The sequence below is a fragment of the Kribbella sandramycini genome (assembly GCF_013131805.1).
GTDB lineage: Bacteria > Actinomycetota > Actinomycetes > Propionibacteriales > Kribbellaceae > Kribbella > Kribbella sandramycini.
In genome coordinates this window covers 546,497-570,008 of sequence record NZ_JABJRC010000003.1, presented here as the reverse complement: position 1 = coordinate 570,008, position 23,512 = coordinate 546,497, and the positions used below count along the sequence as shown (strand labels likewise).

The 23,512-nt window shown below is 69.4% G+C and carries 22 protein-coding genes; 14 read left to right on the top strand and 8 right to left on the bottom strand.

From position 1 onward, the window contains the following. The first annotated feature begins 72 nt into the window (after nt 1-72). The gene (locus HPO96_RS16220; protein ID WP_171674275.1) at nt 73-1,491 is read left to right on the top strand and encodes a CCA tRNA nucleotidyltransferase; all 1,419 of its coding nucleotides are present in this window, start codon (nt 73-75) and stop codon (nt 1,489-1,491) included. Here HPO96_RS16220 and HPO96_RS16215 read toward each other — a convergent pair. After that, on the bottom strand, nt 1,488-2,240 hold the full coding sequence (locus HPO96_RS16215) for an aminotransferase class IV (protein WP_171674274.1): 753 nt from the start codon (nt 2,238-2,240) through the stop codon (nt 1,488-1,490). The two genes, HPO96_RS16220 and HPO96_RS16215, sit on opposite strands and share 4 nt — an antisense overlap. A gap of 53 nt (nt 2,241-2,293) precedes the next feature. On the opposite strand from HPO96_RS16215, the gene HPO96_RS16210 reads away from it, so the two are divergent. Then, nucleotides 2,294-2,908, top strand: coding sequence for a YgjV family protein (locus HPO96_RS16210; protein WP_171674273.1), 615 nt, complete (start codon nt 2,294-2,296; stop codon nt 2,906-2,908). Here HPO96_RS16210 and HPO96_RS16205 read toward each other — a convergent pair. Beyond that, a complete protein-coding gene (locus HPO96_RS16205) occupies nt 2,822-3,349 on the bottom strand; it encodes a GNAT family N-acetyltransferase (protein ID WP_171674272.1) in 528 nt (175 codons plus the stop codon). The two genes, HPO96_RS16210 and HPO96_RS16205, sit on opposite strands and share 87 nt — an antisense overlap. Nucleotides 3,350-3,493: 144 nt before the next feature. Here HPO96_RS16205 and HPO96_RS16200 point away from each other — a divergent pair, with 144 nt between their 5' ends. Beyond that, nucleotides 3,494-5,017, top strand: coding sequence for an alkaline phosphatase D family protein (locus HPO96_RS16200; protein ID WP_171674271.1), 1,524 nt, complete (start codon nt 3,494-3,496; stop codon nt 5,015-5,017). Here HPO96_RS16200 and HPO96_RS16195 read toward each other — a convergent pair. After that, nucleotides 5,014-6,921 carry a glycoside hydrolase family 30 beta sandwich domain-containing protein gene (locus HPO96_RS16195; RefSeq protein WP_171674270.1) on the bottom strand — a complete coding sequence of 636 codons (1,908 nt, stop codon included), beginning with the start codon at nt 6,919-6,921 and terminating at the stop codon, nt 5,014-5,016. The genes HPO96_RS16200 and HPO96_RS16195 overlap by 4 nt on opposite strands. A 125-nt stretch (nt 6,922-7,046) precedes the next feature. Here HPO96_RS16195 and HPO96_RS16190 point away from each other — a divergent pair, with 125 nt between their 5' ends. Together HPO96_RS16190 and HPO96_RS16185 are read left to right on the top strand one after the other, a co-directional pair. After that, on the top strand, nt 7,047-8,060 hold the full coding sequence (locus HPO96_RS16190) for a LacI family DNA-binding transcriptional regulator (RefSeq protein ID WP_171674269.1): 1,014 nt from the start codon (nt 7,047-7,049) through the stop codon (nt 8,058-8,060). A gap of 376 nt (nt 8,061-8,436) precedes the next feature. Further along, nucleotides 8,437-9,882, top strand: a complete 1,446-nt coding sequence (locus tag HPO96_RS16185) for a M81 family metallopeptidase (RefSeq protein WP_171674268.1) — start codon at nt 8,437-8,439, stop codon at nt 9,880-9,882. 358 nt (nt 9,883-10,240) lie between these two features. On the opposite strand, the gene HPO96_RS16180 is transcribed toward HPO96_RS16185, so the two are convergent. Then, nucleotides 10,241-10,840, bottom strand: coding sequence for a TetR/AcrR family transcriptional regulator (locus tag HPO96_RS16180; protein WP_171674267.1), 600 nt, complete (start codon nt 10,838-10,840; stop codon nt 10,241-10,243). Between the two features lie 69 nt (nt 10,841-10,909). Between HPO96_RS16180 and HPO96_RS16175 the strand changes: the two genes are divergently transcribed. Genes HPO96_RS16175 through HPO96_RS16150 form a run of 6 tightly spaced genes read left to right on the top strand, consistent with a single transcriptional unit; the run spans nt 10,910 to nt 16,389 of the window. Continuing rightward, nucleotides 10,910-12,160: an acyl-CoA dehydrogenase family protein gene (locus tag HPO96_RS16175; RefSeq protein WP_171674266.1), complete on the top strand. Its 1,251-nt coding sequence runs from the start codon at nt 10,910-10,912 to the stop codon at nt 12,158-12,160. Continuing rightward, the gene (locus HPO96_RS16170) at nt 12,157-12,987 is read left to right on the top strand and encodes an SDR family NAD(P)-dependent oxidoreductase (protein ID WP_171674265.1); all 831 of its coding nucleotides are present in this window, start codon (nt 12,157-12,159) and stop codon (nt 12,985-12,987) included. The genes HPO96_RS16175 and HPO96_RS16170 overlap by 4 nt, the downstream gene beginning before the upstream one ends. Beyond that, nucleotides 12,980-14,029, top strand: coding sequence for a phosphotransferase family protein (locus HPO96_RS16165; RefSeq protein ID WP_171674264.1), 1,050 nt, complete (start codon nt 12,980-12,982; stop codon nt 14,027-14,029). Before HPO96_RS16170 ends, HPO96_RS16165 begins: the two co-directional genes overlap by 8 nt. Nucleotide 14,030: 1 nt before the next feature. Beyond that, a complete protein-coding gene (locus HPO96_RS16160; RefSeq protein ID WP_171674263.1) occupies nt 14,031-14,693 on the top strand; it encodes a histidine phosphatase family protein in 663 nt (220 codons plus the stop codon). After that, nucleotides 14,690-15,436 carry an SDR family oxidoreductase gene (locus HPO96_RS16155; protein WP_171674262.1) on the top strand — a complete coding sequence of 249 codons (747 nt, stop codon included), beginning with the start codon at nt 14,690-14,692 and terminating at the stop codon, nt 15,434-15,436. Before HPO96_RS16160 ends, HPO96_RS16155 begins: the two co-directional genes overlap by 4 nt. After that, nucleotides 15,436-16,389 carry an LLM class F420-dependent oxidoreductase gene (locus HPO96_RS16150; protein ID WP_202885980.1) on the top strand — a complete coding sequence of 318 codons (954 nt, stop codon included), beginning with the start codon at nt 15,436-15,438 and terminating at the stop codon, nt 16,387-16,389. Before HPO96_RS16155 ends, HPO96_RS16150 begins: the two co-directional genes overlap by 1 nt. Here the strand turns inward: HPO96_RS16150 and HPO96_RS16145 are convergent. From HPO96_RS16145 to HPO96_RS16130, 4 genes are all read right to left on the bottom strand, one after another. Continuing rightward, nucleotides 16,373-16,972, bottom strand: a complete 600-nt coding sequence (locus HPO96_RS16145; protein WP_171674261.1) for a hypothetical protein — start codon at nt 16,970-16,972, stop codon at nt 16,373-16,375. The two genes, HPO96_RS16150 and HPO96_RS16145, sit on opposite strands and share 17 nt — an antisense overlap. Then, a complete protein-coding gene (locus HPO96_RS16140; RefSeq protein ID WP_171674260.1) occupies nt 16,969-17,388 on the bottom strand; it encodes an MmcQ/YjbR family DNA-binding protein in 420 nt (139 codons plus the stop codon). The genes HPO96_RS16145 and HPO96_RS16140 overlap by 4 nt, the downstream gene beginning before the upstream one ends. 114 nt (nt 17,389-17,502) lie before the next feature. Then, nucleotides 17,503-19,485, bottom strand: a complete 1,983-nt coding sequence (locus tag HPO96_RS16135) for a sensor histidine kinase (RefSeq protein WP_238355140.1) — start codon at nt 19,483-19,485, stop codon at nt 17,503-17,505. Beyond that, nucleotides 19,475-20,173, bottom strand: a complete 699-nt coding sequence (locus HPO96_RS16130) for a response regulator transcription factor (RefSeq protein WP_171674259.1) — start codon at nt 20,171-20,173, stop codon at nt 19,475-19,477. The genes HPO96_RS16135 and HPO96_RS16130 overlap by 11 nt, the downstream gene beginning before the upstream one ends. Nucleotides 20,174-20,286: 113 nt before the next feature. On the opposite strand from HPO96_RS16130, the gene HPO96_RS16125 reads away from it, so the two are divergent. Genes HPO96_RS16125 through HPO96_RS16115 form a run of 3 tightly spaced genes read left to right on the top strand, consistent with a single transcriptional unit; the run spans nt 20,287 to nt 23,335 of the window. Further along, complete coding sequence (locus HPO96_RS16125) at nt 20,287-21,351, top strand: hypothetical protein (protein WP_171674258.1); 1,065 nt, start codon at nt 20,287-20,289, stop codon at nt 21,349-21,351. Beyond that, nucleotides 21,348-22,643 carry a peptidoglycan-binding protein gene (locus tag HPO96_RS16120; RefSeq protein WP_171674257.1) on the top strand — a complete coding sequence of 432 codons (1,296 nt, stop codon included), beginning with the start codon at nt 21,348-21,350 and terminating at the stop codon, nt 22,641-22,643. The genes HPO96_RS16125 and HPO96_RS16120 overlap by 4 nt, the downstream gene beginning before the upstream one ends. Continuing rightward, the gene (locus HPO96_RS16115; RefSeq protein ID WP_171674256.1) at nt 22,640-23,335 is read left to right on the top strand and encodes an ABC transporter ATP-binding protein; all 696 of its coding nucleotides are present in this window, start codon (nt 22,640-22,642) and stop codon (nt 23,333-23,335) included. Before HPO96_RS16120 ends, HPO96_RS16115 begins: the two co-directional genes overlap by 4 nt. Nucleotides 23,336-23,512 lie beyond the last annotated feature (177 nt).

The following is a 23,512-nucleotide window of genomic DNA, read 5'->3' as shown; positions in this document are numbered from 1 at the left end:
GTCACCGTAACCTAGTTCCCCGTGTCACCATTTGCCGACCAGTCAGGCCCAACTGGAAGCTCTGCCGGATCGTTGTCAGCCGTACAGCGGCAAGCCGTCCAGTCACTGCTGGCGATCGCTCCTGTCGTCGACGAGCTCGGCGCCCGGTTCGCTGCCGCGGGCCACGAGATCGCCCTGGTCGGCGGTCCGGTCCGGGACATTCTGCTCGGCCGCGGGAGCAAGGATCTGGACTTCGCCACGTCAGCCCACCCCGACGAGGTGGAGCGGCGGCTGGCCGGCTGGGCGGACCACATCTGGGATATCGGCAAGGCGTTCGGCACCATCGGTTGTCGCAAGGGCGAGTGGGTCCTGGAGATCACCACGTATCGGTCGGAGTCCTACGATCCCACCTCGCGCAAACCGGAGGTCGCCTACGGCGACAGCCTCGAGGGCGACCTGGCCCGGCGCGACTTCGCGATGAACGCGATGGCGATCCTGCTGCCGTCGCACCAGTTCGTCGACCCGTTCGGCGGGATGGAGGACGTCGCCCGCCAGGTGATCCGGACGCCGGGCAGCCCGGAGGACTCGTTCTCCGACGACCCGCTGCGGATGATGCGTGCGGCCCGGTTCGCCGCGCAGCTCGGGTTCACACCCGACCCGGCCGTCGTCGCCGCGATGACCGCGATGGCCGAGCGGATCACGATCGTCTCGGCCGAACGCGTCCGCGACGAGCTGGAGAAGCTGATCCTCGCGGCGCACCCGCGGATCGGCCTCGACCTGCTGGTCTCGACCGGGATCGCGAAACACGTGCTGCCGGAGCTGCCCGCGCTGCGCGACGCCGAGGACGAGCACCAGCGGCACAAGGATGTCTACCAGCACTCGCTCACCGTCCTCGATCAGGCGATCGCGCTCGAATCGCGCCTGTCTGTACCGACGCCCGACTTCGTCGTTCGGTTCGCATCGCTGATCCACGACATCGGCAAACCGAAGACGCGTAAGTTCGAGGGCGAGCGCAAAGTGACGTTCCACCACCACGACGTGGTCGGCGCCAAACTCGCCCGGAAACGGATGAAGGCACTCCGCTTCAGCAACGAGCAGATCGACCAGGTCAGCAAGCTGATCGAGCTGCACCTGCGCTTCCACGGCTACGGCGACGGCGAGTGGACCGACTCCGCCGTCCGCCGCTACGTCCGCGACGCCGGCGACCAGCTCGAACGGCTGCACGTTCTCACCCGGGCCGACTGCACCACCCGCAACAAGCGCCGCGCCGAGGCGCTGCGCACGGCGTACGACGACCTCGAAGCCCGGATCACCCGCCTGCAGGAGCAGGAGGAGCTCGACTCCCTGCGGCCCGACCTCGACGGCAACCAGATCATGGAGATCCTCGACATCCCGTCCGGCCGCGAAGTGGGCTTGGCCTACAAGTTCCTGATGGAGCTCCGCCTCGACCAGGGCCCGCTCGGCGAAGAGCGGGCTCGCGAGGAACTCCTCCGCTGGTGGTCCGAGCGCTAGATCGCCTGAGCCTGCTGGGACGCGTACGCCGCCGCGATCACCGCGGCCGACTCCGCGTGCGGTTCGAAGCTGACCGTGCCGATCGCAGCGACCGGTAGCGCCGGGTCGATCGAGTTCGTCAGGTACGCCGCGTCGTACGTCGGTAAGTCGTTCAAGTGCACCGGGGCGACCTCGAAGTCGGCGAGGCCGCGTTGCAGGACCTGTTGGCGGATGCCGTTCAGGACCGGCGCGCTCGGGAAGGTGATCGTGGCGCCGCGGGCGAAGCAGATGTTCCAGATGGTCGCCTCGGAGATCGCACCGGTCGCGTTGTGGAACACCGCATCGTCGTAGCCCGCCTCCTGCGCCCGTCGGCCGAAGTAGATGAGGTCGAACGAGCCGGTGTGCTTGAGATGCGGCAGCGCGCGCTGGTGCTCGACCGGTTGCAGGCGCAGCGGTGTGGTGGCCGGCGCGATCGGGGCCTCGATGCGGAGCAGTAGGTCGGCGCCGCCGACGATGGTGAGCCGGAAGGTGGCGTCGCCGTCCGTTCGGTCGAGGCCGGCGCGCAGGGTCGACCGGACGCGGTCGGCGGCGAGGGGTCGGCCGAACACCTCCCGGGTACTGCGGTCCAGGCGTTCGAGGTGCAGGTCGAGGCCGTCGACGTGGCCGGACCGCACCTGCATGGAGGTGAAGTGGGCGTAGGTGGTTGCCCGGAGCAACTCGGTGGTCACGGTGTGGAGTGGCTGGCCGTTCAGGAGCAGCGTTTCGGTCACAGTGTCAGTCTCGCCTGAGCAAACCAGTGCGGTTGCTGGTCTACGCTCGCGGTGTGGACGTGTGGAGCATCATCGGGTGGGGTGGATCCGCGCTGGTGGTGGTGTCACTGCTGCAGACGCGGATCCTGCGGTTGCGGGTGCTGAACCTGGTCGGCTGTGTCGTGCTGGTCGGGTTCAATCTGGTGATCGGCGTCTGGCCGATGGTCGGGATGAACGCCGTCCTCGCGGTGATCAACCTCGTGCACCTGTGGCGGCTGGTCCGGCACCGGCATGACGAGGCCGAGTACGAAGTGCTGCGGGTGAACTCGGACGACGCGTACCTGAGCCATGTGCTGGCGGCGCACAGCCGCGATATCAGCAAGTTCAACCCGGGGTTCACCTTGGGCCGGAGCCCATACGCGTTCCTGGTCCAGCGCGGCGAGAGCACGGTCGGCGTTGTGCTTGCGCACGATGCGGGCCACGGCCGGGCGCAGATCGACCTCGACTACGTGCTCCCGGCGTACCGGGATTTCACCCCCGGCGAGTTCGTCTACCGGCGCAGTGACGTCTTCACCGACCAGGGCTTCCAGCAGGTCCTCGCATCACCCCGGATGCGCGACTCCTCGCCGTACCTCAACCGCCTCGGCTTCCACCGCGACGGCAACGCGCTCGTCCTCGACCTCGCCTAGATCCTTCGCGTAGCAGAGCGACTCCGGCTCGTTCTCGAACGGCGGGTACGGCGGCGTCGGCAGGTAGCCGTGGTTCGTGTAGAGCGCGACCGCCTCGCGCTGCCGGGTGCCGGTCTCGAGGCGCAACCGGGTCAGGCCGGCGGCCCGCGCTTGGTCCTCGACCGCGCGCAGCAGGATTCGCGACAACCCCCAGCCGCGGGACGCCGGTTCGACGTACATTCGCTTGATCTCGCCGAGACCGGGCTCGACCGGCTGCAGACCGACGCAACCGACCGGGGTGCCGGCCACCAGCAGCAGCGTCAAGGCGATTTCGGGATGCAGGCCGACCTGCGGCTGGTCCTCGCCGTAGAGCGCGGCGAGCTCGGCCTGCTGCGCGGTCGCGAGGGCCAGGACGGTCGGGTCGGAGCTGGGGACGGCCCGCAGTTCGAGATCGTCGATCATGCGCTCGGACGGTAGCAAGCCGCCATGACGCGGCTGTTTCGGATTCCTCTCGCCGGCGGCGGGACGTCGTGAGGACACGAAAAGCTACTGATTGGTCGCGCTCAGCTCTTCCACTGTTCATGAAAATCTTTCATTATTTCCGCCATGAGACTGCGCCGGAGAACGCTGCTGGGTGGTGTGTCCCTGCTCGCCGGTACGCCGGTGCTGCGGAGAGCGGCCGACGCGTCGCCGAATCTCGTCGTCGGGGCGACCTTCCCCGAGGGGGTGATGGCCGGCGTCCCGCGGACGGACGGCGCGACGCTGTGGACCCGTGTCCCGCGCGGGCTCCTCGACGGCGATGCCGAGTTGGCGATCGTGGTGTCGCGGCAGCGCGACCTGTCCCGGCCGGTGATCGTGCGGACCGTGATCGCCGAGAAGCAGTGGGACGGTTGCGTGCATTTTCAGGCGAACGGGCTGCAGCCGGGTGAGGAGTACTTCTACCAGTTCCGCGGGAAGGACACCGCCTCTCCGGTCGGCCGCTTCCAGACCCTGCGCCCGGCGGACTCGAACCAGCCGGTGCGGATCGGCTTCTTCACCTGCCAGGGCTTCACCGAGGGGTACTACGCCGTCCACAAGCACCTCGCCGAAGAGGAGCTCGACCTGGTCGTCTGCCTCGGGGACTACGTCTACGAGGCTTCGGTGCCCGGCGTCCGTGGGATCGATCTGAACCTCTACCCGCAGGTGCTGTCGTCGATGCGGGCGAAGTACACGTTCTACCGCAGTGACGAGAACCTGCGGGCGATGCACGCGCAGCACGCGTTCCTGCCGCTGTGGGACGACCACGAGTTCCGCAACAACTACAGCCTGGACAACTGGTCGCTGCCCGAACTGTTCTTCAAGGAGAAGCGGTCCGCCGCCTGGCACACGTGGTTCGAGCGGATGCCGGTGCCGCGGTACGCCGGTGACATGACCCGTACGTACCGCTCGCTGCGGCTCGGCAAGACCGCTGAGCTGTTCGCCATCGACAACCGGCAGTACAAGGAAGACCAGCCGTGTGACGACGGCGGCAGCATCATCTGCGAAGCCGCGGACGCCGCCGGGCGGACGATGCTCGGCGCGCCGCAGAAGGCCTGGCTGAAAGAAGGTCTGCGGACGTCGGGCGCGCGGTGGAAGGTGCTCGCCAACCCGAACATGATGATGGGCATGATCACCGGCGCGAACGGCGAGCGCGCGTTCATGGACACCTGGGACGGGTACGGCGCCGAACGCACCGAGCTGATGTCACTCGCGGCCGATCGGGTCTCCGACCTGGTGGTCGTCACCGGCGACGATCACGACACGTTCGCCGGCGAGCTGTGGAACACCGGGTTCGCGCCCGGCAGCCCGGGGAACCCGGCCGGGACGAAGCGGGCCGGCGTCGAGTTCGTCGTCCCGTCGGTGTCGTCGACGAACACCGGCGACCTCAAGGGCGCGGCCGGGGCGAAAGCCGAGGAGCAGAAGCGGTTTCAGTACAACCCGCATCTGCGGCTGATCGACATGCGGCAGCACGGGTACGGCGTCCTGGAGGTAACCCGCGACGAGGCGAAGCTGTCGTACCGAGCGGTCGACAAGCTCCGCCCCGACGCGGGCGTCAGCACCAGTTACCAGGTCCGAACCGGCCGGGGCAGCGCCCGGATCGAGACCGCCTAGCGATAGAGCCGGACGTCAGCCAGGCTCCACCACTGCGCACCGGTGCTGTTCGAGGTGATGCGGACGTACCTCGCAGACGTCCACTTCAACTCGACAGTGGTGAGTTGTCCGGTGGAGCTTCCTATCACCGGCTTCGACCAGCGCACTCCATCGTTGCTCACAGCAACTGACCAGCTCGCGGCGAAGTCGCCGGCCTGACCACCGCTGTCCAATGCGAGCTGGTTGAAGTACTCGCGTGATCCCAGGTCGATCTGCAGCGACTGACCTGCTGTTTGCGACTCTTTGCTCGTCCACACGGTCGACCCGTCGGCGTCGATCGCCAGCCCGGCTTCAACTCCGTTGACCGATGCGGTCGCGGTGGCGCCGTCCAACGAGACGGGCGTCGGCGTAATCCCGCGGGTCGGTGCCCAGGTGTACGTCGCGATCGAGCCGCCGGGGAGCTCGTACTCGAAGGCGCGGTCGCCGAGCGCGACCGCGAACTTCCGCGGGGCGTCGTTCTCGTTGTGGACGACGAGCGCCGTCGTTCCGTCCGGGTTGCGGAAGGCGGCCGACATCAGCTGGCCGTTCCAGCCCGTCGTTCCGTAGGACGTGCTGCCGATCCGGACCGCGCCGGGTTTCACGAACTTCGACAGGTGGCCGATCGTGAAGTACTCGGCGTCCGTGGTGACCGTGCCGTCGGTCTGCAGGGTGACCAGGCCGGTGCAGGTGCCGCAGCCGCCGAGGTGCGGGCCGCCGGTGGAGTCGAGGGCGATGTTCCAGTTCACGACGGACTTGGCCCAGTTGCGCGTCGTCCCGAGCATCAGGTTGCGGGCGTGCCAGGTGAGCGTGCCGCGGAAGATCTGCGGCGGGGTGTCGTTCGGGCCGTGCGAGCCCGAGCACTCCGTGAACCAGATGCCCTTGGTCGGGAAGGCTTTGTGCAACGCGGTCTGAGCCGCCGCGTTCCCCGAATAGCAGTGGTACGCCGTACCGGCGATCCACTTGGCCGCCGACGACCGGAGCAGCTTGTAGGGGTAGTCGGTCTCCGGGTCCTCGCCGGGCGGCGTCGTACCGATGTCGCCGGGGTGGGTCGACCAGTTGTGGTCGTAGCCGATGATCTTCGTCCGCGGGCTGGCTTTGCGGAGCAGCGGGCCGAGCGCGTTGATCACCGCGGCCTCCTGGCGGACCGGGATGTCGGAGCCGGGGTAGCGGTCGGGTTTGCGGTTCTGCGGCTCGTTCTGGATGGTCAGGAAGTCGACCGGGACGCCGGCCCGGGTGTACGCCTCGACGAACTTCACCAGATAGCGCGCGTAGGCGTCGTACACCTTCGGGTCGTCCTTGAGCCGGCCGCCGACGAGGGAGTCGCCGTCCTTCATCCAGGCCGGCGGGCTCCACGGGGAGGCCATCACCTTGAGCTGAGGGTTGAGCTGCTTGGCGCGCCTGAGCAGCGGGAGGATCTGCTGTTCGTCGTGCTTGATGCTGAAGTGCTTCAGCGGGAAGTCGGTCTGGCCGGGCGGCATGTCGTCGAACGTGTAGTGCTCGGCGGCGGCCGTGAAGTCGGAGGAGCCGACCGGCTGCCGGAGGAAGCTGACGCCGATGCCGTGTTTCGGGTCGAACAGTTTGCGCAGCGTCTGTTCGCGATCGGCCGGGCTGAGCCGGTAGAGCACGGCCGCGGCCGAGTCGGTGATCGAGGCGCCGAAGCCGTCCATCGTCTGGTACGTCGTCCGCGGGTCGACCGTGATCGTCGTCAGGTCGCTCGACGTCCGATCGAAGGCGACCGGCGGGCGTTCGTGGAGCAGCTCGGCGCGGTCGGGGGTGGTCACCCAGACGCGCGCCTGGGGTGGCTTCGGATGGTGGGCCTGGGCGACCGGGACGGTCAGCAGGCTGGTGGTGAGCGCCAGGGCGGTGGCGACCAAGGGTGTTCTCATCGCACTCCTCAGGGGTGTGAAACAAAGTGCAACAAACGGCCTCAGGAAACGATGTGAAACTGGCTCTGTCAATGCTCTGCCGCCTGGGTTTAGAGTGCTGAGCGTGAAACAAAGTGATGTAACAAATGCCTGAGCGGCGCGTCACGGTCCGCGAGGTGGCGGCCGCGACCGGGGTGTCGATCGCGACCGTCTCCCGGGTGCTCAACCAGCAGGGCCGGGTCGCGCCGGAAACCCGGGCCCTGGTCGAGCGCGCCGTCGAGCAGCTCGGGTTGCGCGCTCCCACGCCCCGCGGCGGTACGCCGAAACCGGTCGACGGCGCCGTCTTCGTCCGCTGTCCGTACGTGCTCACCGACTACTTCGGCCTGATCGTCTCCTCGATCGCCGAGACGCTGGACCGGCACGGCCGCCAGGTCGTCCTGAACGCCGGTGAAGCGGCAGCCCAAGACCCGGTGCTGGCTCGGCTACCTGCCCAGCGCGAGCTGGCCGGCGCCATCCTCATCCTCCCGCCGGAGCCCCCCGAAGACCTGATCCACCTGACCACCCGCCGCTTCCCGCTGGTCGTCGTGGACCCGCGAACCACCCTCCCCCCACACATCCCCTCCGTCTCCGCCGCCCACCACTCCGGCGCCCGCCAACTGACGGCCCACCTGCTCTCCCTGGGCCACACCCGCATCGGCGTCATCGCCGGCCCGCGCGAATGGCTGGCCGCCGACGCCCGCCTCTCCGGCCACCACGCCGCCCTCGCCGACGCCGGCATCCTCCCCACCCCCGCCCACACCCGCCACACCCACCCCACCACCCCCGACGGCTACCAAGCCGCCCTCGACCTGCTCTCGTTGACCCCCCGGCCCACCGCGCTCATCGCCTTCAACGACAAAGCCGCCATCGGCGCCCTCCAAGCTGCCGCCAGCCTCAACCTCACCGTCCCCACCGACCTCTCCATCGCCGGCTTCGACGACCTCGACCTGGCCCAGGCCACCACCCCACCCCTCACCACAGTCCGCCAACCCCTGGCCGAAATGGGCCGCCTCGCCGCCACCCAACTAACCCGCCTCCTCACCCGCCACCCCATCCAAGCCCTCCACCTGGAACTGGCCACCGAGCTAGTAGTACGAGCCTCCACCGCCCCCGTCCCCTGAAACGCAAGTCCGCCCACCCGGCCGGCCACTCCGCCCGGCTCAAGTAGCCAGCGGCCGACAACCACGGCCGGAGCCGAGCCAGCCCGAGCTCGCCCCCGGCCCCGCGACCTGACGGGCCTACCGCCCGGCACCGCCCACCCAACCCACGGGATGAGCCCTCGGCGCTCGTCCGCTGGCTACTTGTGCCAGGCGAAGTGGCCGGCCGCCGGAGCCGACTGTGCCGCCCGCCGTGCGGGGCGCCGCTCACCTCGCCCATGGGGTGGGCACGGCGGCTGCTCCTCCTCCTGCAGTTCGCGGCCGCTGGCAGCTCGTGTCAGGCGAAGTGGCCGGCCGTTGTGGCTGACCTACGCCGGAGGTGTGTGAAAGGTTGAGGTGTATGAGGATCGGGATTGCTGGGGTTGCTATTGAGTCGAGTACGTTTTCGCCGCATCGGGCCGGGTTGGCGGACTTCGATGTGCGGCGGGGGGACGAGCTGCTGGCTCGGTACGACTTTTTGAGCAGCGGGTGGGCGGCGGGGGTTGAGTGGGTGCCGTTGGTACATGCTCGGTCGTTGCCGGGTGGGGCTGTGGTGGGGGAGGTGTACGAGGGGTTCGCGGCGGAGATCGTCGAGCGGATCGGGAGTGCTGGGCCGCTGGATGGGTTGTTCTTCGACATCCACGGCGCGATGAGTGTGGTGGGGCGCGTGGACGCCGAGGCGGATCTGGCAGCGCGGGTGCGGGCGGCGCTGGGCGACGGCGTACTGGTGTCGACGTCGATGGATCTGCACGGGAATGTGTCGCGTGAACTCGGCGAATCGGTGGATCTGATCACCTGCTACCGGATGGCGCCGCACGAGGATGCGATGGAGAGCCGCGAGCGGACGGCGCGCAATCTGGTGGAGCGGCTGCGGTCGGGCTTGGGAAAGCCGAAGAAGGCCTGGGTTCAGGTGCCGGTGTTGTTACCGGGGGAGAAGACGTCGACGCGGATCGAGCCGGCGGCGTCCATCTACCGCCGCGTCGCGGAGATCGCGGACGAGCCCGGCGTCCTGGACGCCGCCGTCTGGGTCGGGTACGCGTGGGCCGATGAGCCGCGCTGTCAGGCGGCCGTCGTCGTGATGGGGGACGACGAGCAGCTGATCGCCGACCGGGCGTACGAGCTGGCCCGCGCCTACTGGGATGCCCGCGCGGACTTCGAGTTCGTCGCCCCGACCGGCACCCTGCATGCGTGCGTCGCGGCCGGCCTGAACAGTACGGCGCGCCCCTTCCTGATCAGCGATTCCGGGGACAACCCGACGGCCGGCGGCGCGGGCGACGTCTCCTGGACGCTCCGCGAACTACTCACCATCGACGAGCTGACCACCGGCCGGGCGACCGCGATCCACGCGAGTATCACCGACCCGGACGCCGTCGCCGCGTGTGTTGCGGCCGGGGTCGGAAACCCGGTCAGCGTCGCCGCGGGCGGCAAGGTCGACTCCGGCCCGGCAGGCCCGGTCGAGCTCACCGGCACCGTCTTCTCGCTCTCCGACGACCCCGTCGGCGGCACGGTCGCCGTCGTCCAGGCCGGCGGCCTGCACGCGATCCTCACCACCCGCCGCAAGCCGTACCACCACCTGGCCGACTTCACCCTCCTCGGCCTCGACCCAGCCAAAACCGACCTCGTCATCGTCAAGATCGGCTACCTGGAACCCGAGCTCTACGACCTCGCGGCCGACTGGCTCCTCGCCCTCACCCCCGGCGGCGTCGACCAAGACCTCCTCCGCCTAGGCCACCACAACATCATCCGCCCACTCTTCCCCTTCGACCCCCAAATGCCCGACCCCGACCTCACCCCCGAGCTGATCTGACCTCCGGCATCCCCACCCCCGCGGCACCCCTCCCCCCCCCGCATTTGCTGGGCTGACCCACCTGCAGGTGGGCGTACCCACAGCCTGCGCTTGGCCCACCCCAGCTCTCCTTGGCCCACCCAGCAAATGGCCCTCCCTTAGCTGCTTACGAAGGCGCTTGCTGGACTGACCCACGATCGGAGGGGTTTACCCATCGCAGGCAATGGGCCGACCCTGCCTCGGGTGGGCCGACCCAGCAAACGGGTGGGTGGGCCCAGCAAACGGGTGGGTGGGCCCAGCAAACGGGTGGGTGGGCCCAGCAAACGGGTGGGTGGGCCCAGCAAACGGATGGGCGGGCCCAGGAAAGGCGGTGGTGGGGTCAGAGCTTGCGGAGGGTGTGGAGGGCGTCGATGGCGTGGTCGATGAGCTCGTCGGCGGTCATCGGGCGGGCGTCCTCGGCCAGGCCGGACCACTCGATCGCCAGATCCTCGGTGTAGCCGAGCCAGGCGTGGATGCGGAGGTACTCGGCGGAGCCGCGGTTGTCGGCCACCTCGGGTGTGCCGAGGAAGCCGAGGATCCGGCGGCAGAGCCCGATCCGGGTGTCGTCGTACACCTCGACGGCGTAGTCGTCACCGCCGGCCGCGCCGCGGACGAACGAGATGTACGCCGTCCGCCGGCGCGAGATGAATGCGACGAACTGGACCAGCATCTCCCGCAGCGCGGCATCCGGCGCGAGCTCGTCGTCGGGCTTGGTCACCCGGAGCAGCCGCCGACCGGCCGCGGAGATCACCGCGACGTAGTAGTCGCGCTTGCTGGGGAAGTAGTGGAACAGCAGACTGCGGGAGATCCCGGCCTGGCCGGCGATGGCATCGATCGACAATTCGTGGATCGGTTGATCGCGCAACATCATCAAGCCGATCTTGACGAGCTGCTTCTTCCGCTCCTCCGCGGTCAATCTGTTGTCCACACTGTTGAGCATTGCTCAAATGGTGCGCTACGGTCAACCCGTACCCGGCGGTACCCCGCCAGGGAACCCGGAAGGAGTGCGATGGGGTTCGAACCGTCCGCCCGTGCTCAGGATCTGATCGGGCGGGTCGAGGAGTTCATCCGGACCGAGATCGAGCCGGTCGAGGCGCAACTGCACGCCGCGACCCTGGCCGCTGCCGATCCGTGGCAACCGCAGCCCGTGCTCAAGGAGCTGCAGAGCAAGGCCCGCGCCCAGGGTCTGTGGAACCTGTTCCTCCCACCGGCCGAGCCCGGTAACGAGCAGTACGGCGAGGGCCTGTCGAATGTCGACTACGCCCCGATCGCCGAGCTGACCGGTCGCTCGTTCATCGCGCCGTACATCTTCAACTGCAACGCGCCCGACACCGGCAACATGGAAGTTCTGCTGCGCTACGGCACCGCGGCGCAGAAGGAGCAGTGGCTGAAACCGCTGCTGGACAGCACGATCCGATCCGCCTTCTGCATGACCGAGCCGGATGTCGCCTCCTCGGACGCGACCAACATGGCCGCGACCGCGATCCCGGACGGCGACGAGGTCGTCATCAACGGCCGCAAGTGGTGGAGCACCGGCGTCGGCCACCCCGACTGCGAGCTGCTGATCTTCATGGGGCTCACCGACCCCGAGGCGCACCGCTACAACCGGCACACGATGGTGCTCGTCCCGCGGGACACCCCCGGGGTGAAGGTCGAGCGGTTGCTACCGGCAATGGGCCGGTACGACGAGCCGTTCGGCCACGGCGAGGTGTCGTTCACCGACGTCCGGGTGCCGGCCGGCAATATCCTGGTCGGGCCGGGCCGCGCGGTCGAGATCGCGCAGGGTCGCCTCGGCCCGGGGCGGGTGCACCACTGCATGCGGCTGATCGGCCTGGCCGAGCGTTCGCTCGAGCTCGCGCTGCAGCGCGGTACGAGCCGGCACGCGTTCGGAAAGCCGCTGGTCAACCTCGGCGGCAACCGGGAGCGCGTCGCCGACGCCCGGATCGCGATCAACCAGGCTCGCCTGCTGGTGTTGCAGACGGCGTACCTGCTCGACACCGTCGGCCTGCAGGGCGCGCTCAGCGAGGTCAGCCAGATCAAGGTCGTCGCGCCGCGGATGGCGCAGGACGTGATCGACATGGCGATGCAGCTGCACGGTGGCGGGGGTCTCTCCGACGACTACCCGCTCGCCGCCGCCTGGACCAGCGCCCGCGCGCTCCGCCTCGCCGACGGTCCCGACGAGGTGCACCGCGGCGTCGTCGCCCGCATCGAGCTCGCCCGCTACCTGGCCGAGCGCAAGGAAGAAGAGGCCGCCAAGTGAGCAGGATTCTGGTGACCGGCGGTGCGAGTGGTCTCGGCGCCGCCCTGGTCGAGAAGTTCGTTGCCGCTGGCCACCAAGTCCTCCGGACCGACATCGGTACGACGTACGCCGGCGACGGCCCGTATCTCCGCCTGGACGTCCGCAGCCCCGAGGACTGGGCGGCCGCGGTCGCCTGGTGCGAGGAGCAGTGGGGCGGTCTCGACATCCTGGTCAACAACGCCGGGATCGCCACCGGCGGCCGGATCGACGTCGAGACCCTCGACGAGTGGGATCGCGTCGTCGACATCAACCTGATGGGCGTCGTCCGCGGCTGCCGGGCGTTCACCCCGCTCTTCAAGCGGCAGCGCTCCGGCCAGATCGTCAACACCGCCTCGGTGGCCGGGCTGGTCCATCCGCCGATGATGAGCTCGTACAACACCGTCAAGGCCGGCGTGGTCGCGCTGTCCGAGACGTTGTCCCACGAGCTGAAGCCGTTCGGGATCGCGGTGTCGGTGATCTGCCCGTCGTTCTTCCGCACGAACCTGGCCGACTCGTTCCAGGGTGCGGACCGGGCGATGCGGATGTCGGCCCGCCAACTGATCGAGAAGTCGCCGCGCTCGGCCGACGACATCGCGACCGTCGTCCTGGCCGGGATCGCGAAGCGGCGCTTCCTGATCGTCCCCGATCGCCCGGCCCGGATGGCCTACCTGACCAAGCGCTGGGCCCGCCCGCTCTACGACCGCCAGATGAACAAGATTGCCGCCAAGGCAACCGCACGCGCCGTTCGGGCCGACCGCGACGCCACCTCTGTCGCGGAGACGCCCGGCGGCGGCACCACCCATGGGTGACGGCGCTCGCGCCGTCCGAGCCGAGGACGCGTTCGACGTCGCCGCGATGGACACCTGGTTACGGCAGCAGACCGAGCTGCCGCCAGGTGTTCCGGAGGTCAAGCAGTTCTCCGGCGGCGCGTCGAACCTGACCTACCTGCTCAGCTACCCCGGGCAGGAGCTGATCCTGCGCCGTCCGCCCGCGGGCACCAAGGCGAAGAGCGCCCACGACATGGGCCGCGAGTTCCGGATCCAGGCCGCGCTCAAGCCGGTCTTCCGGTACGTGCCGACGATGGTTGCTCACTGCACCGATGAGTCGGTACTCGGCTCCGACTTCTACGTGATGGAGCGGGTTGCGGGCACGATCCCACGCCGGTCCGCGCTCGGCGTCGAGCTGACCACCGCGCAGACCCGGCAGCTCGGCTTCACGCTGATCGACACCCTCGTCGAGCTGCACGCGGTCGACCCGGCGGCCGCCGGTCTGTCCGACCTCGGCCGCGGCGAGGGGTACGTCGGGCGTCAGGTCAGCGGCTGGTCGGAGCGGTACCGCAAGGCCAAGACGTGGAACGTGCCCAGCTTCGAGAAGGTGATGGCCTGGCTGGCCGCGAACCAGCCGGCCGACGCCCGGATCTGCGTGATCCACAACGACTTTCGGCTGGACAACGTCGTCCTCGACCCCGACGAACCGCAACACGTGGCCGGCATTCTGGACTGGGAGCTGGCCACGCTCGGCGATCCGCTGATGGATCTCGGCAGTGCGTTGGCCTATTGGGTTCAGACGGATGACGATTGGGCGTTCCGCCGATTCCGGCTGCAGCCCTCGGATGCGCCGGGGATGCTGACCCGCGCGGAGATCGTTGCCTACTACACCGAACAGTCCGGTTTGAAACCGGAGAACTGGGCGTTCTACGAGGTTTTCGGGCTCTTCCGGCTGGCCGCGATCGCGCAGCAGATCTACTACCGCTACCACCACAAGCAGACCCGGAACCCGAAGTTCAAGAACTTCTGGCTCCCGGTCAACCTGCTCGAACGCCGCTGCCGACGGATCATCCGGCAGGCCTGAGATGCCGACGATCTACCTGGTCCGGCACGCGCAGGCGTCCTTCGGCGCCCGCGACTACGACAAACTCTCCACCCTCGGCGAGCAGCAGGCCGTTGCCCTAGGCACCGATCTGGCCGCCCGCGGGATCCGCGCCGACCTGGTCGTCGCCGGGTCGATGCGCCGGCACGAGCAGACCGCGACGCTGGCCGGTTTCACCGCCGAGATCGACCACGGGTACGACGAGTTCGACCACGACCAGGTGATCGTCGCGCACAAACCGGCGTATAAGGCGCGCGCCCTGATGATCGCCGACCTGGCCCGGACGGGGAACCCGAAACGGGCCTTCCAGGAGATGTTCACCGCGGCGACGCAGCGCTGGATCGACGGCGGCGCGGGGTACGACGAGACCTTCCAGGCCTTCTGCGACCGGTCCGAGGCCGCCGTACGCCGAACCGCCGCGCGGCTCGGCAAAGGCGAGACCGCGCTCGTGTTCACCTCGGGCGGGCCGATCGCCGCGGTCGTCAGCCGGCTGCTCTCCGGCGGCGACGGTCTCTGGGCGCGGCTGAACCCGGTCACGATCAACACCGCGATCACCAAAGTCGTGTCGGGGCGCAGCGGACTGACGATGGTCAGCTACAACGAGCACGGACACTTCGACGGCAGCGAAAGGCTCACCTACCGATGAGACGGAACATCTTGATCACGGGTGCGAGCGCCGGGCTGGGCGAGGAGATGGCCCGGCAGTTCGCCGCCAAGGGGCACAACCTCGCGCTGACCGCCCGCCGCGAGGACCGGCTGGCCGCGCTCCGGGACGAGTTCCTCGACCGGCACCCCGGGCTGACGATCACCGTCCACAAACTCGACGTCACCGATGACGAGCAGGTGTTCACGGTCTTCCGGGAGGCGGACGCCGCGCACGGCGGGCTCGACCGGATCATCGTGAACGCCGGGATCGGCAAGGGCGTGCCGGTCGGCACCGGCCGGCCGGAGGTGAACCGGGAGACCCTGCAGACGAACTTCATGGCCGCGTTCACCCAGGCCGAGGCCGCGATGGAGCTCTTCCGCGCGCGGAACGCGGGTCATCTGGTCTTCATCGCGTCGGCCGCCGCGCTCCGCGGGCTGCCGAAGACGATCACGGCGTACGCCGCCGCCAAGGCCGGGGTCGCGTCGCTGGCCGAGGGGCTGCGGATGGAGATGCTGAACAAGCCTATCGAGATCAGCACGATCTACCCGGGGTACATCAAGTCCGCATTGAACGAGCATGTGCAGAACACGCCGCTGATCGTCGACACCGTGCCCGGCGTCCGGTCGATGGTGAAGGCGATCGAGGCGGAGAAGGCGAACGCGTACGTGCCGGCCTGGCCGTGGGTGCCGCTGGCGCGGTTCATGAAGGCGGTTCCGTTGCCGATCCTGCGGAAGCTGATCTGATGCGCTGGGGGCTGACGGTGCCGCTGACCGGCGTCCCACTGCGGGACCACCGGTCGTTGATCGCCGAGCTGGCCGGGTTGGGGTACACGGATCTTTGGTCGGCCGAGGTGGCTGGGGCGGATGCGTTCACCCCGTTGGTTCTGGCGTCGGAGTGGGACGATCGGCTTCGGCTGGGGACGGCCGTCGTACCGGTGCACACGCGCGGTCCGGCGGCGCTGGCGATGAGCGCGGCCGCGCTGGCCGATCTCGCGCCGGGGCGGTTCGTGCTCGGGATCGGCGCCTCGTCGGAGACGATCGTGACCGGGTGGAACGGGATCGCTTACGACCCGCCGCTGGCGCGGACGCGCGACGTCCTGCGCTTCCTGCGGCAGGCCTTCGCGGGCGAGAAGGTCGACGGGACGTTCGACAGCTTCACGATCAACCGGTTCCGGCTGGAGAAGGCGCCTGACGTACCGCCCGCGATCATGCTCGCCGCGCTCCGGCCGCAGATGCTCAAGCTGGCCGCGCGCGAGGCGGACGGCGCGATCACGAACTGGCTGTCCGCGGACGACGTCCGCCAAGTCCGGGCCGAGCTCGGACCGGACAAGGAGCTGGCCGCGCGGATCTTCGTCTGCGTCACCGAGGACGCCGAGATGGCCCGCAACATCGGCCGCTACCTGATCGCGACCTACCTGACCGTCCCCGGCTACGCCGCCTTCCACGACTGGCTCGGCCGCGGCCCCGCGATGCAACCCCTGCGCGAGGCCTGGGCCGCCGGCGACCGCAACGCCGCCATGGCCGCCATCCCGGTCGAAGTGATCGACGACCTGATCGTCCACGGCTCACCAGCCGCCTGCCGAGCCCACATCAACCGCTACGTCGCCAACGGCCTCGACACCCCCATCATCGCCACCCTCCCCACCGGCGCCAACCTCCTCGACACCGCCCGCTCCCTGGCTACGGCAACCGAATGACCTGAAAGGCCTGCACGCACAAGCCCTGCTTGTCGTCCCGGATCACGATCACGCCGCTCACGCCCTTGCCGTTCATCGTCCCGGACAGCTCGATGGCGATCACCGGCTCCTGAGCGATCGTCCGCCCGGTCGTGAGCTTGGCCGGCTGCTTCACCTGCGTCCGCAGCAGCGTCTGCAGCAAGTTGTTCGCGTCGGGGCAGGCCAGCGCGCCGACACCCCGGCCGTCGTTAGCGTTCAGCCGCGCGACCAACTGCTTCGCCACCCCCTCCGGTCCGCCCCGCGGCCCCTCCGGCGTGATCTGCACCGGCCGCACCGGCGTCACCGAGGGCTTCTTCACCGACGGCGTGGTCGTCGGCTTCACCGGCTGCGTCGGCTTCTTGCTCGGCGCAACCGAAGTCACCGGCGCCGGCGCCGGCTCCGCGCTCTCCCGGCTGTTCACCAGCCGCACCGCCACCGCGATCCCCGTCCCAACCACCGCAACCAGCAACACCAGCATCAACACGATCACCAGGCCCGCCCGGTTCATCCGCGGCGGCTTCTGGTTGTAGTCCGGAGCGGCAATCCCGCCGGGGTAGTAGCTCACAGCCGATGCTCCTTCAGCCAGGCCGTGGCGCGGCGGGCGGATGCGCGGGACAGCCATGCGTCCTGAACGATCTCGGTCAGCTCCTGCCGGCTCAGCTCACCGATCCGGCTCGCCCGGACCAGCACCGACGGATGCCCGTCGAAATGCGGGGTGCTGAAGAACGGCAGGGAGTCGTCCGCGAGCAGCGCGAGCTTCTCGTCCTCGGACTCCGTCCAGATCATGATCACGTCGTCGTACTTCTCCCCGGTCACCGGATCGACGGCGTCGGGCCGCGCCGTCCGGAAGAATACGAACGACTTCCCGCCGATTTGATACACCGGCCGGTCGGTCCCGTCGTCCCGCTCCCACACCGTGACATGTGGCATCGCGCGCGCGACCGCGTGCACGTCGGCTACTCGGGCCTGCCTCCCCGCCATGGTCCGATCGTAGGTCGTCAGCCTGAAGGACAGGACGTAGTCGGCTGCGTAGCTCTGCGCAGGCCGCTGCGGCCGGGCCTCTGGAGCAGGCGAGTGGGCCTGTACGTCCTGTTGTTAGTGCTTGCGGGGGATCCAGGCGGTGAAGACGGAGCCGGAGTTGAGGCGGCTGGTGACGGTGATGGTGCCTTGGTGGGCTTCGATGAGGTGTTTGGTGATGGCCAGGCCGAGGCCGCTGCCGCCGGTGGTGCGGGAGCGGGACTGTTCGGCTCGGTAGAAGCGGTCGAAGAGGTGTGGGAGGTGCTCTTCGGCGATGCCGGCGCCGTTGTCGGTGACGGTGAGGTTGTAGCCGTCGTCGACCGGGCGGACGCCGACGACGACGGTGCCGCCGGTCGGGGTGAAGCGGATGGCGTTGGCGACCAGGTTGCCGAGGGCTTGGCGCATGCGGGCGTTGTCGACAGCGGCCATCGCCTGGGCGGGGACGTCGGCGGTGAGCGTGACGCCGGCGGCTTCGGCGGCCGGGCGGTGCGCGAGGACGACCTGCTGGGCGATCTCGGTCAGGTTGCGTTCGGCCGGGTGCATCCGGAGCATGCCGGCGTCAGCCAGCGCGAGGTCCTGCAGGTCGGCGACGAGGTGTTCGAGCAGGCCGGTCTCCTCGAGGAGCGAGGTGACCAGCTCGGCATCCAGCGGGACGACGCCGTCCTCCGACGCGACCAGGTACCCCTTGATGTTGGCCAAGGGGGTCCGTAGTTCGTGGGCGACATCGCTGACCATCGCCTTCCGCTGGAAGTCCGCGCGCTGGATCGATTCGGCCATCGCGTTGAACGCGTGCCCGAGCCGGGCCACCTCGTCCTTCCCGGTGACCGGGACGCGAGCGGCGTGATCGCCGTTCCGCATCCGCTGGGCCGCGCCGGTCAGCGCGACGATCGGCCGGACCAGCCGGCGCCCGGTCAGCAGCATCACCAGGGCCGCGATCAGCATCACGCCGAGCGCGGTCGCCGCCGTCCGCAACATGCCCTCGGCCGAGAACAGGTTGAAGGTGCTCTTCGACCCGAGGAAGAGCTGCGCGGGCGGCGCGACGTACGGCGCCAGCGCCTGTGAGCTCGCCTGCTGGGCGCATTCGAAGAACTGGGCGGGGGTGGTGGCCTCGGTCCCCTTCGGGACCGTCACCTGCTGCAAGCCGTCCTCGGTGCGGGTCAGCGTGAACTTGATCCTCGCCGCGTCCAGGCACTCCTTGGCCCGCCGGACCTCGTCGTCGTTGACCAGCTTCGCCTTGGCGCTGGGGGCGTACAGGCCCTTCGGCGTACAGGCGGCTGCGGCCTTGGACCGGGCCGTGGCCTCCTCGGCGCGCTCCTTGTCGGCCTTGGTGATCGGCTTACCGGCGGTCGGCGGCACGCTGTCGGCGAGCTGCGCCTCGACGCCGGCCATCAAGTAGCCGTTCGCCGGCTGGACGATCTCCAGGCCGGTGCCGTCATCGGTCTGACCGGCCTGGATCGTCACCGTCGTCGTCCCGTCACTGGTCGCGACGTAGGCGGGGAAGCCGCGGGCGTCCAGACAGTCGGCGGCCTGCTGCGCGAGCTTCGCCCGCTCCTCCCGCTCCTTGTCGGTCAGACCCCAGCTCGGGTCGCCGATCGGCGCCCAGGCCCGGGCCGAGGTGAACTGCACCGCCGAGCCGACCGACACCGTCCGGCCGACGGCCTTGTACGACATGAGCGGTACCGCTGACGCGAGGCCGGCCTGGTTGCTCGCGTCAATGGTTGCCGCCGGCACCGAGGGCAGCTCGGGCGCGGCGCCGAGCATTCGGGCCGAGTCCGCGATCACGGTGCCGTCGGGCTCGGTGACCGCGATCCGGCGGCCGGTTTCGTCGGCGAGTCGACGGACCTCTTTGTCGACACCGGCCCAGCCGTTGTGATTCACGGCGTAGTCGCTCAGTGAGCTGTAGATCCGGGTGTCGGCCTGCAGCTGCCCGGCGTTCGCGTCCAGCTCGCCCTGTAACGACTCGGTGGTGCTGTACGACGCGATCACCGCCGTCGCGACCACCGCGCCGAGCGCGACCGCCAGCGACAACCCCAGGAACCGGACCAGCAGACTACGACGCATCGGAACCCACCTTGTCCGCCAGCTTGTAGCCGACGCCGTACACGGTCTTCAGGTACGCCGGCGCCCCACCCGGCGGCTCGATCTTCTTGCGCAGGTTCATCACGTGGACGTCGACCGTCCGGTCGAAGACGTAGTGGTCGAACCCGAACGCGTGCTCCAGCAGCTGCTGCCGGGAGAACGCCCGCCCGGGCGCCGCGGCCAGGCAGGCCAGGATCTTGAACTCGGCCGGCGTGACGTCGACCAGCTCACCGGTCAGCCGGACCTCGTGCCGCCCGGGGTCGATCTCCAGCTCGCCGACTCGATACACCTCACCCTCGGCGCGGCTGCGCGTCCGGCGCAGCACGGTCCGGACCCGGGCCACCAGCTCGCGCGGGTTGTACGGCTTGGTCAGGTAGTCGTCCGCGCCCAGATCGAGCCCGAGCAGCAGGTCGTCCTCGGTCGAGCGGGCGGTCAGCATGATGATCGGGACGTCGCCGTCCGCACGCAGCACCCGGCAGACGTCCAGACCGTCCACCTTGGGCATCATCACGTCGAGGACCAGCAGGTCCGGACTACGCCGGCGGGCCTCGTCGATCGCGGCGCGACCGTCGTGGACGACGACTGTCAGATGCCCCTCCCGCTCGAGGTACCGCCGGATCAGTTCGGCCTGTTTGACATCGTCTTCGGCGACCAGGATCCGGGCAGGCATGCTCTTTAATGTCCCCGAACTTCATGAGAATCCGATGAAGATCGACTGAGAGCATCGGGTGCAAACCGGTCCTTCACAGGTTCTTCACGACCCGGACGGCACGCTCCACTGCCATGAGAACCAAAACCACCGCGCTCGCCCTGGTTGCCGTCCTGGCCCTGGCAGCCTGCGGGAACAACCAGGACAAGTCGCCCGTCGCGGGTGACGGCAAGACCGACAAGAGCCCGCTCGCCGAGTACATGGGCGAGGGTTTCATCAGCAGCAGCGGTGGCGGTTCGGTGCGCGCCGTCCGGGCCGGCGGCGCCACCGAGTCCTCCGCGGAGGACCTGGCCAAACAGCGCAAGGTCGAGGACTCGACCGTGGCCTGTATGAAGGCGGCCGGATTCGAGTACGTCGCCGTCCCGCCGGAGTCGCGGAAGAAGAGCAAGTTCGCCGAGGCCTTCGACCTGCCGCCGGACAAGTTCGCCGAGCAGTACGGCTACGGGGTCAGCACCATCGACTGGTCCAAGGCCGGCGCCGACGACCAGGACGCCGACCCGAACAAGAAGATCCGGGACGCGCTCTCGCCGTCCGCCCAGAAGGCCTACGACACCGCGCTGAACGGCAAGGGCGCCGGTGACGGGATGGCCGTCGCCATCCCGATGGACGGCACGAAACCGAAACCCGAGGAGATCGGCTGCCGCGGCAAGGCGTTCTCCGACGCCTACGGCGATCCGACCCAGAGCAAGGACGACTTCAAGAAGTACGACGCGCTGTTCAAGGACCTGGAAGCGCTGAACAAGCGGATCAACAGCGACCAGGGCGTCGTGGACGCGATCAAGGCCTGGTCGGACTGCCTGGCCGACGCCGGGCACAGCGGGTTCACGAAACTCGAGGAGCCGCGGGAGAAGATCCAGAAGCAGCTCGACGAGCTGACCGGGAACAAGCCGGAAGCGCCCAGCCCCGGTAAGGACGGCAGCGTCACGGTGGTCGGGCCGCCGTCGTTCGACAAGGTCGACGCGACCAAGCTGGCCGAGCTGCGCAAGGCCGAGACCGAGCTCGCGGTCGCCGACCAGAAGTGCAAGGCGGCGAAGTACGACGAGCCGTACAAGAAGGTCCAGTACGCCATGGAGAAGGAGTTCGTCGAGCAGCACAAGGCCGAGCTCGAGGCGTACCGCGACGGAATGGCGAACCGGTGACCTCATCACCCAAGTCGCGGCGCCAGATCCTGGTCGGGGTGGCCTCGCTCGCGGCCGCCTCGCTCGGGGTCGGCGTCGTGGCCGGCGCCCGGATCACCTCACCCGAGGACGCGGCGGCCAAGACGGCGGCGCCGAAGGCCTCCCAGATCACGGTCCCGGTCGAGAAGAAGGCGTTGTCCAGCAAGGTGGTCGGCCGGGGTGACGCGTCGTTCGACGGCGCGGTGAACATCCGGGTCGAGACCAGCGGGCTGACGACGCCGGCGATCGTCACCGGGAAGGTCCCGGCGGTCGGGTCGACGATCGCCGAGGGCAAGGCGCTGCTGGAGATCGTCGGACGGCCGGTGATCGCGCTGGCCGGCGTCCTGCCGATGTACCGCTCGCTGGCGCCGGGGAGCAAGGGCCCCGACGTCCTGCAGCTGGAGCGGACGCTCGACCGGCTCGGGTTCGACCCGGGCAGTGTGGACGGTAAGTACGACAGCGGGACGGCGCGCGCCGTCCGTGAGCTGTACGAGCAGGCCGGGTACGACGCGCCCGAGGCCGAGCAGCAGCTCAAGGATGCGGCGGACGCGGCGAAGAAGAACACCGACGCCGCGAAGAAGGCTCTCCGCCAGGCGCAGTCGCAGCTGAAACAGGCCAAGGACGCCAAGGCGCCGGACCTGACCGTCCAGAAGGGCGCGGTCGAGGACGCCAAGGAGGCGCTGGCCGATGCCCGCGAGGCGCAGGACGACGCCGAACTGAAGGCCGGGACGCCGTTGCCGGTCGCCGAGATCGTCTACGTGAAGTCGCTGCCGCGGCGGGTCGACAAGGTGAACGTCGAGCGTGGCGGGACGGCGAGCGGCGCGGTGATGTCGGCCAGCGGGGCGGCCCTGGTCGTCACGCTCAAGGTCGACGCGGCGGCCGGCGAGAACCTCAAGCCGGGGATGGCCGCGATCCTGACCCTCGGCGACGGGTCGACGGTGAACGCCAAGGTGAAGCGGGCGACCCGCAAGGGCGAGTCGTACGACGTCGTGGTCGCGCCGAACAAGCTGAACGCGAAGCAGCTCGAGCAGCTGCGGGACGCGAACGTCCGGGTGACGATCCCGGTCAAGAGCACGAGCGGCAAGGTGCTGACCGTGCCGCTGGCGGCACTGTCCGCCGGGTCGGACGGCGCGTCGCGGGTCGAGGTGCTGCGGGACGGGAAGACCGAGCTGGTGCCGGTCAAGGTCGGGCTGTCGGCGGACGGATTCGCCGCGGTGACGCCGGTCGGCGACGCCAAACTCGGCGAGGGCGACCAGGTGGTGGTCGGACGATGACGGTCCCCGTGGGCGTTGCGTTGCCGGCTCCGGTGGTGGAGATGATCGGCGTCCGCCGGTTCTTCCCCGGACCGCCGGAGGTGGAGGCGATCAAGGATGTCGATCTGACGATCCGGCAGGGCGAGTACCTGTCGATCGTCGGACCGTCCGGCTCGGGCAAGTCGACCCTGCTGCACCTGCTCGGGCTGCTCGACAACCCGAGCGGCGGGGTCTACCGCCTCGACGGGGTGGACACGATGAGCCTCCGTGAGCGACGGCGCGCCGTCCTGCGGGGTGAGCGGATCGGCTTCGTCTTCCAGTCCTTCCACCTGCTCGCGCACCGGACCGTGCTGGAGAACGTCGCGCTCTCGATGGTCTACGTCGGCGTCCCGCGCCGCGAACGGATGGCCCGCGCCCGCGTCGCCCTCGAACGCGTCGGCCTCGCCCACCGGATGGACTTCGGCCCGACCACCCTCTCCGGCGGCGAACGCCAGCGCGTCGCCATCGCCCGCGCCCTGGTCGCCGAACCCAGCCTCCTGCTGGCCGACGAACCCACCGGCAACCTGGACAGCGCCAACGCCGAAGCCATCCTCGAACTCTTCGACGAACTCCACGCCGGCGGCATGACCCTGGCCGTCATCACCCATGACGACCACGTCTCCGCCCGCGCCCAACGCCGAGTTCGCATAGTAGACGGAACCCTCCAATGGTGACCCCCACAGCAGGCCCCCCGGACCCTCCCACCGGCGGGCCGTCCAATCCCCCCGACAGCCCGGCGGAGTCCTCCTCACCTCCGCCACGTCGCCGCCGGCGACGGCTGCTCGGGCGGGCCGCAACAGCCCCCGCCGACTCGGGGCGGAGTCGGCGGGGGCGCCCTCTCCGCCCGGACC

Excerpts from the sequence above, each read along its gene's own strand:
- HPO96_RS16205 (WP_171674272.1), bottom strand. The coding sequence starts at position 3,349 with ATGATCGACGATCTCGAACTGCGGGCCGTCCCCAGCTCCGACCCGACC.
- HPO96_RS16200 (WP_171674271.1), top strand. The coding sequence starts at position 3,494 with ATGAGACTGCGCCGGAGAACGCTGCTGGGTGGTGTGTCCCTGCTCGCC.
- HPO96_RS16195 (WP_171674270.1), bottom strand. The coding sequence starts at position 6,921 with ATGAGAACACCCTTGGTCGCCACCGCCCTGGCGCTCACCACCAGCCTG.
- HPO96_RS16190 (WP_171674269.1), top strand. The coding sequence starts at position 7,047 with ATGCCTGAGCGGCGCGTCACGGTCCGCGAGGTGGCGGCCGCGACCGGG.
- HPO96_RS16185 (WP_171674268.1), top strand. The coding sequence starts at position 8,437 with ATGAGGATCGGGATTGCTGGGGTTGCTATTGAGTCGAGTACGTTTTCG.
- HPO96_RS16180 (WP_171674267.1), bottom strand. The coding sequence starts at position 10,840 with ATGCTCAACAGTGTGGACAACAGATTGACCGCGGAGGAGCGGAAGAAG.
- HPO96_RS16175 (WP_171674266.1), top strand. The coding sequence starts at position 10,910 with ATGGGGTTCGAACCGTCCGCCCGTGCTCAGGATCTGATCGGGCGGGTC.
- HPO96_RS16165 (WP_171674264.1), top strand. The coding sequence starts at position 12,980 with ATGGGTGACGGCGCTCGCGCCGTCCGAGCCGAGGACGCGTTCGACGTC.
- HPO96_RS16160 (WP_171674263.1), top strand. The coding sequence starts at position 14,031 with ATGCCGACGATCTACCTGGTCCGGCACGCGCAGGCGTCCTTCGGCGCC.
- HPO96_RS16155 (WP_171674262.1), top strand. The coding sequence starts at position 14,690 with ATGAGACGGAACATCTTGATCACGGGTGCGAGCGCCGGGCTGGGCGAG.
- HPO96_RS16150 (WP_202885980.1), top strand. The coding sequence starts at position 15,436 with ATGCGCTGGGGGCTGACGGTGCCGCTGACCGGCGTCCCACTGCGGGAC.
- HPO96_RS16140 (WP_171674260.1), bottom strand. The coding sequence starts at position 17,388 with ATGGCGGGGAGGCAGGCCCGAGTAGCCGACGTGCACGCGGTCGCGCGC.
- HPO96_RS16135 (WP_238355140.1), bottom strand. The coding sequence starts at position 19,485 with ATGCGTCGTAGTCTGCTGGTCCGGTTCCTGGGGTTGTCGCTGGCGGTC.
- HPO96_RS16130 (WP_171674259.1), bottom strand. The coding sequence starts at position 20,173 with ATGCCTGCCCGGATCCTGGTCGCCGAAGACGATGTCAAACAGGCCGAA.
- HPO96_RS16125 (WP_171674258.1), top strand. The coding sequence starts at position 20,287 with ATGAGAACCAAAACCACCGCGCTCGCCCTGGTTGCCGTCCTGGCCCTG.
- HPO96_RS16115 (WP_171674256.1), top strand. The coding sequence starts at position 22,640 with ATGACGGTCCCCGTGGGCGTTGCGTTGCCGGCTCCGGTGGTGGAGATG.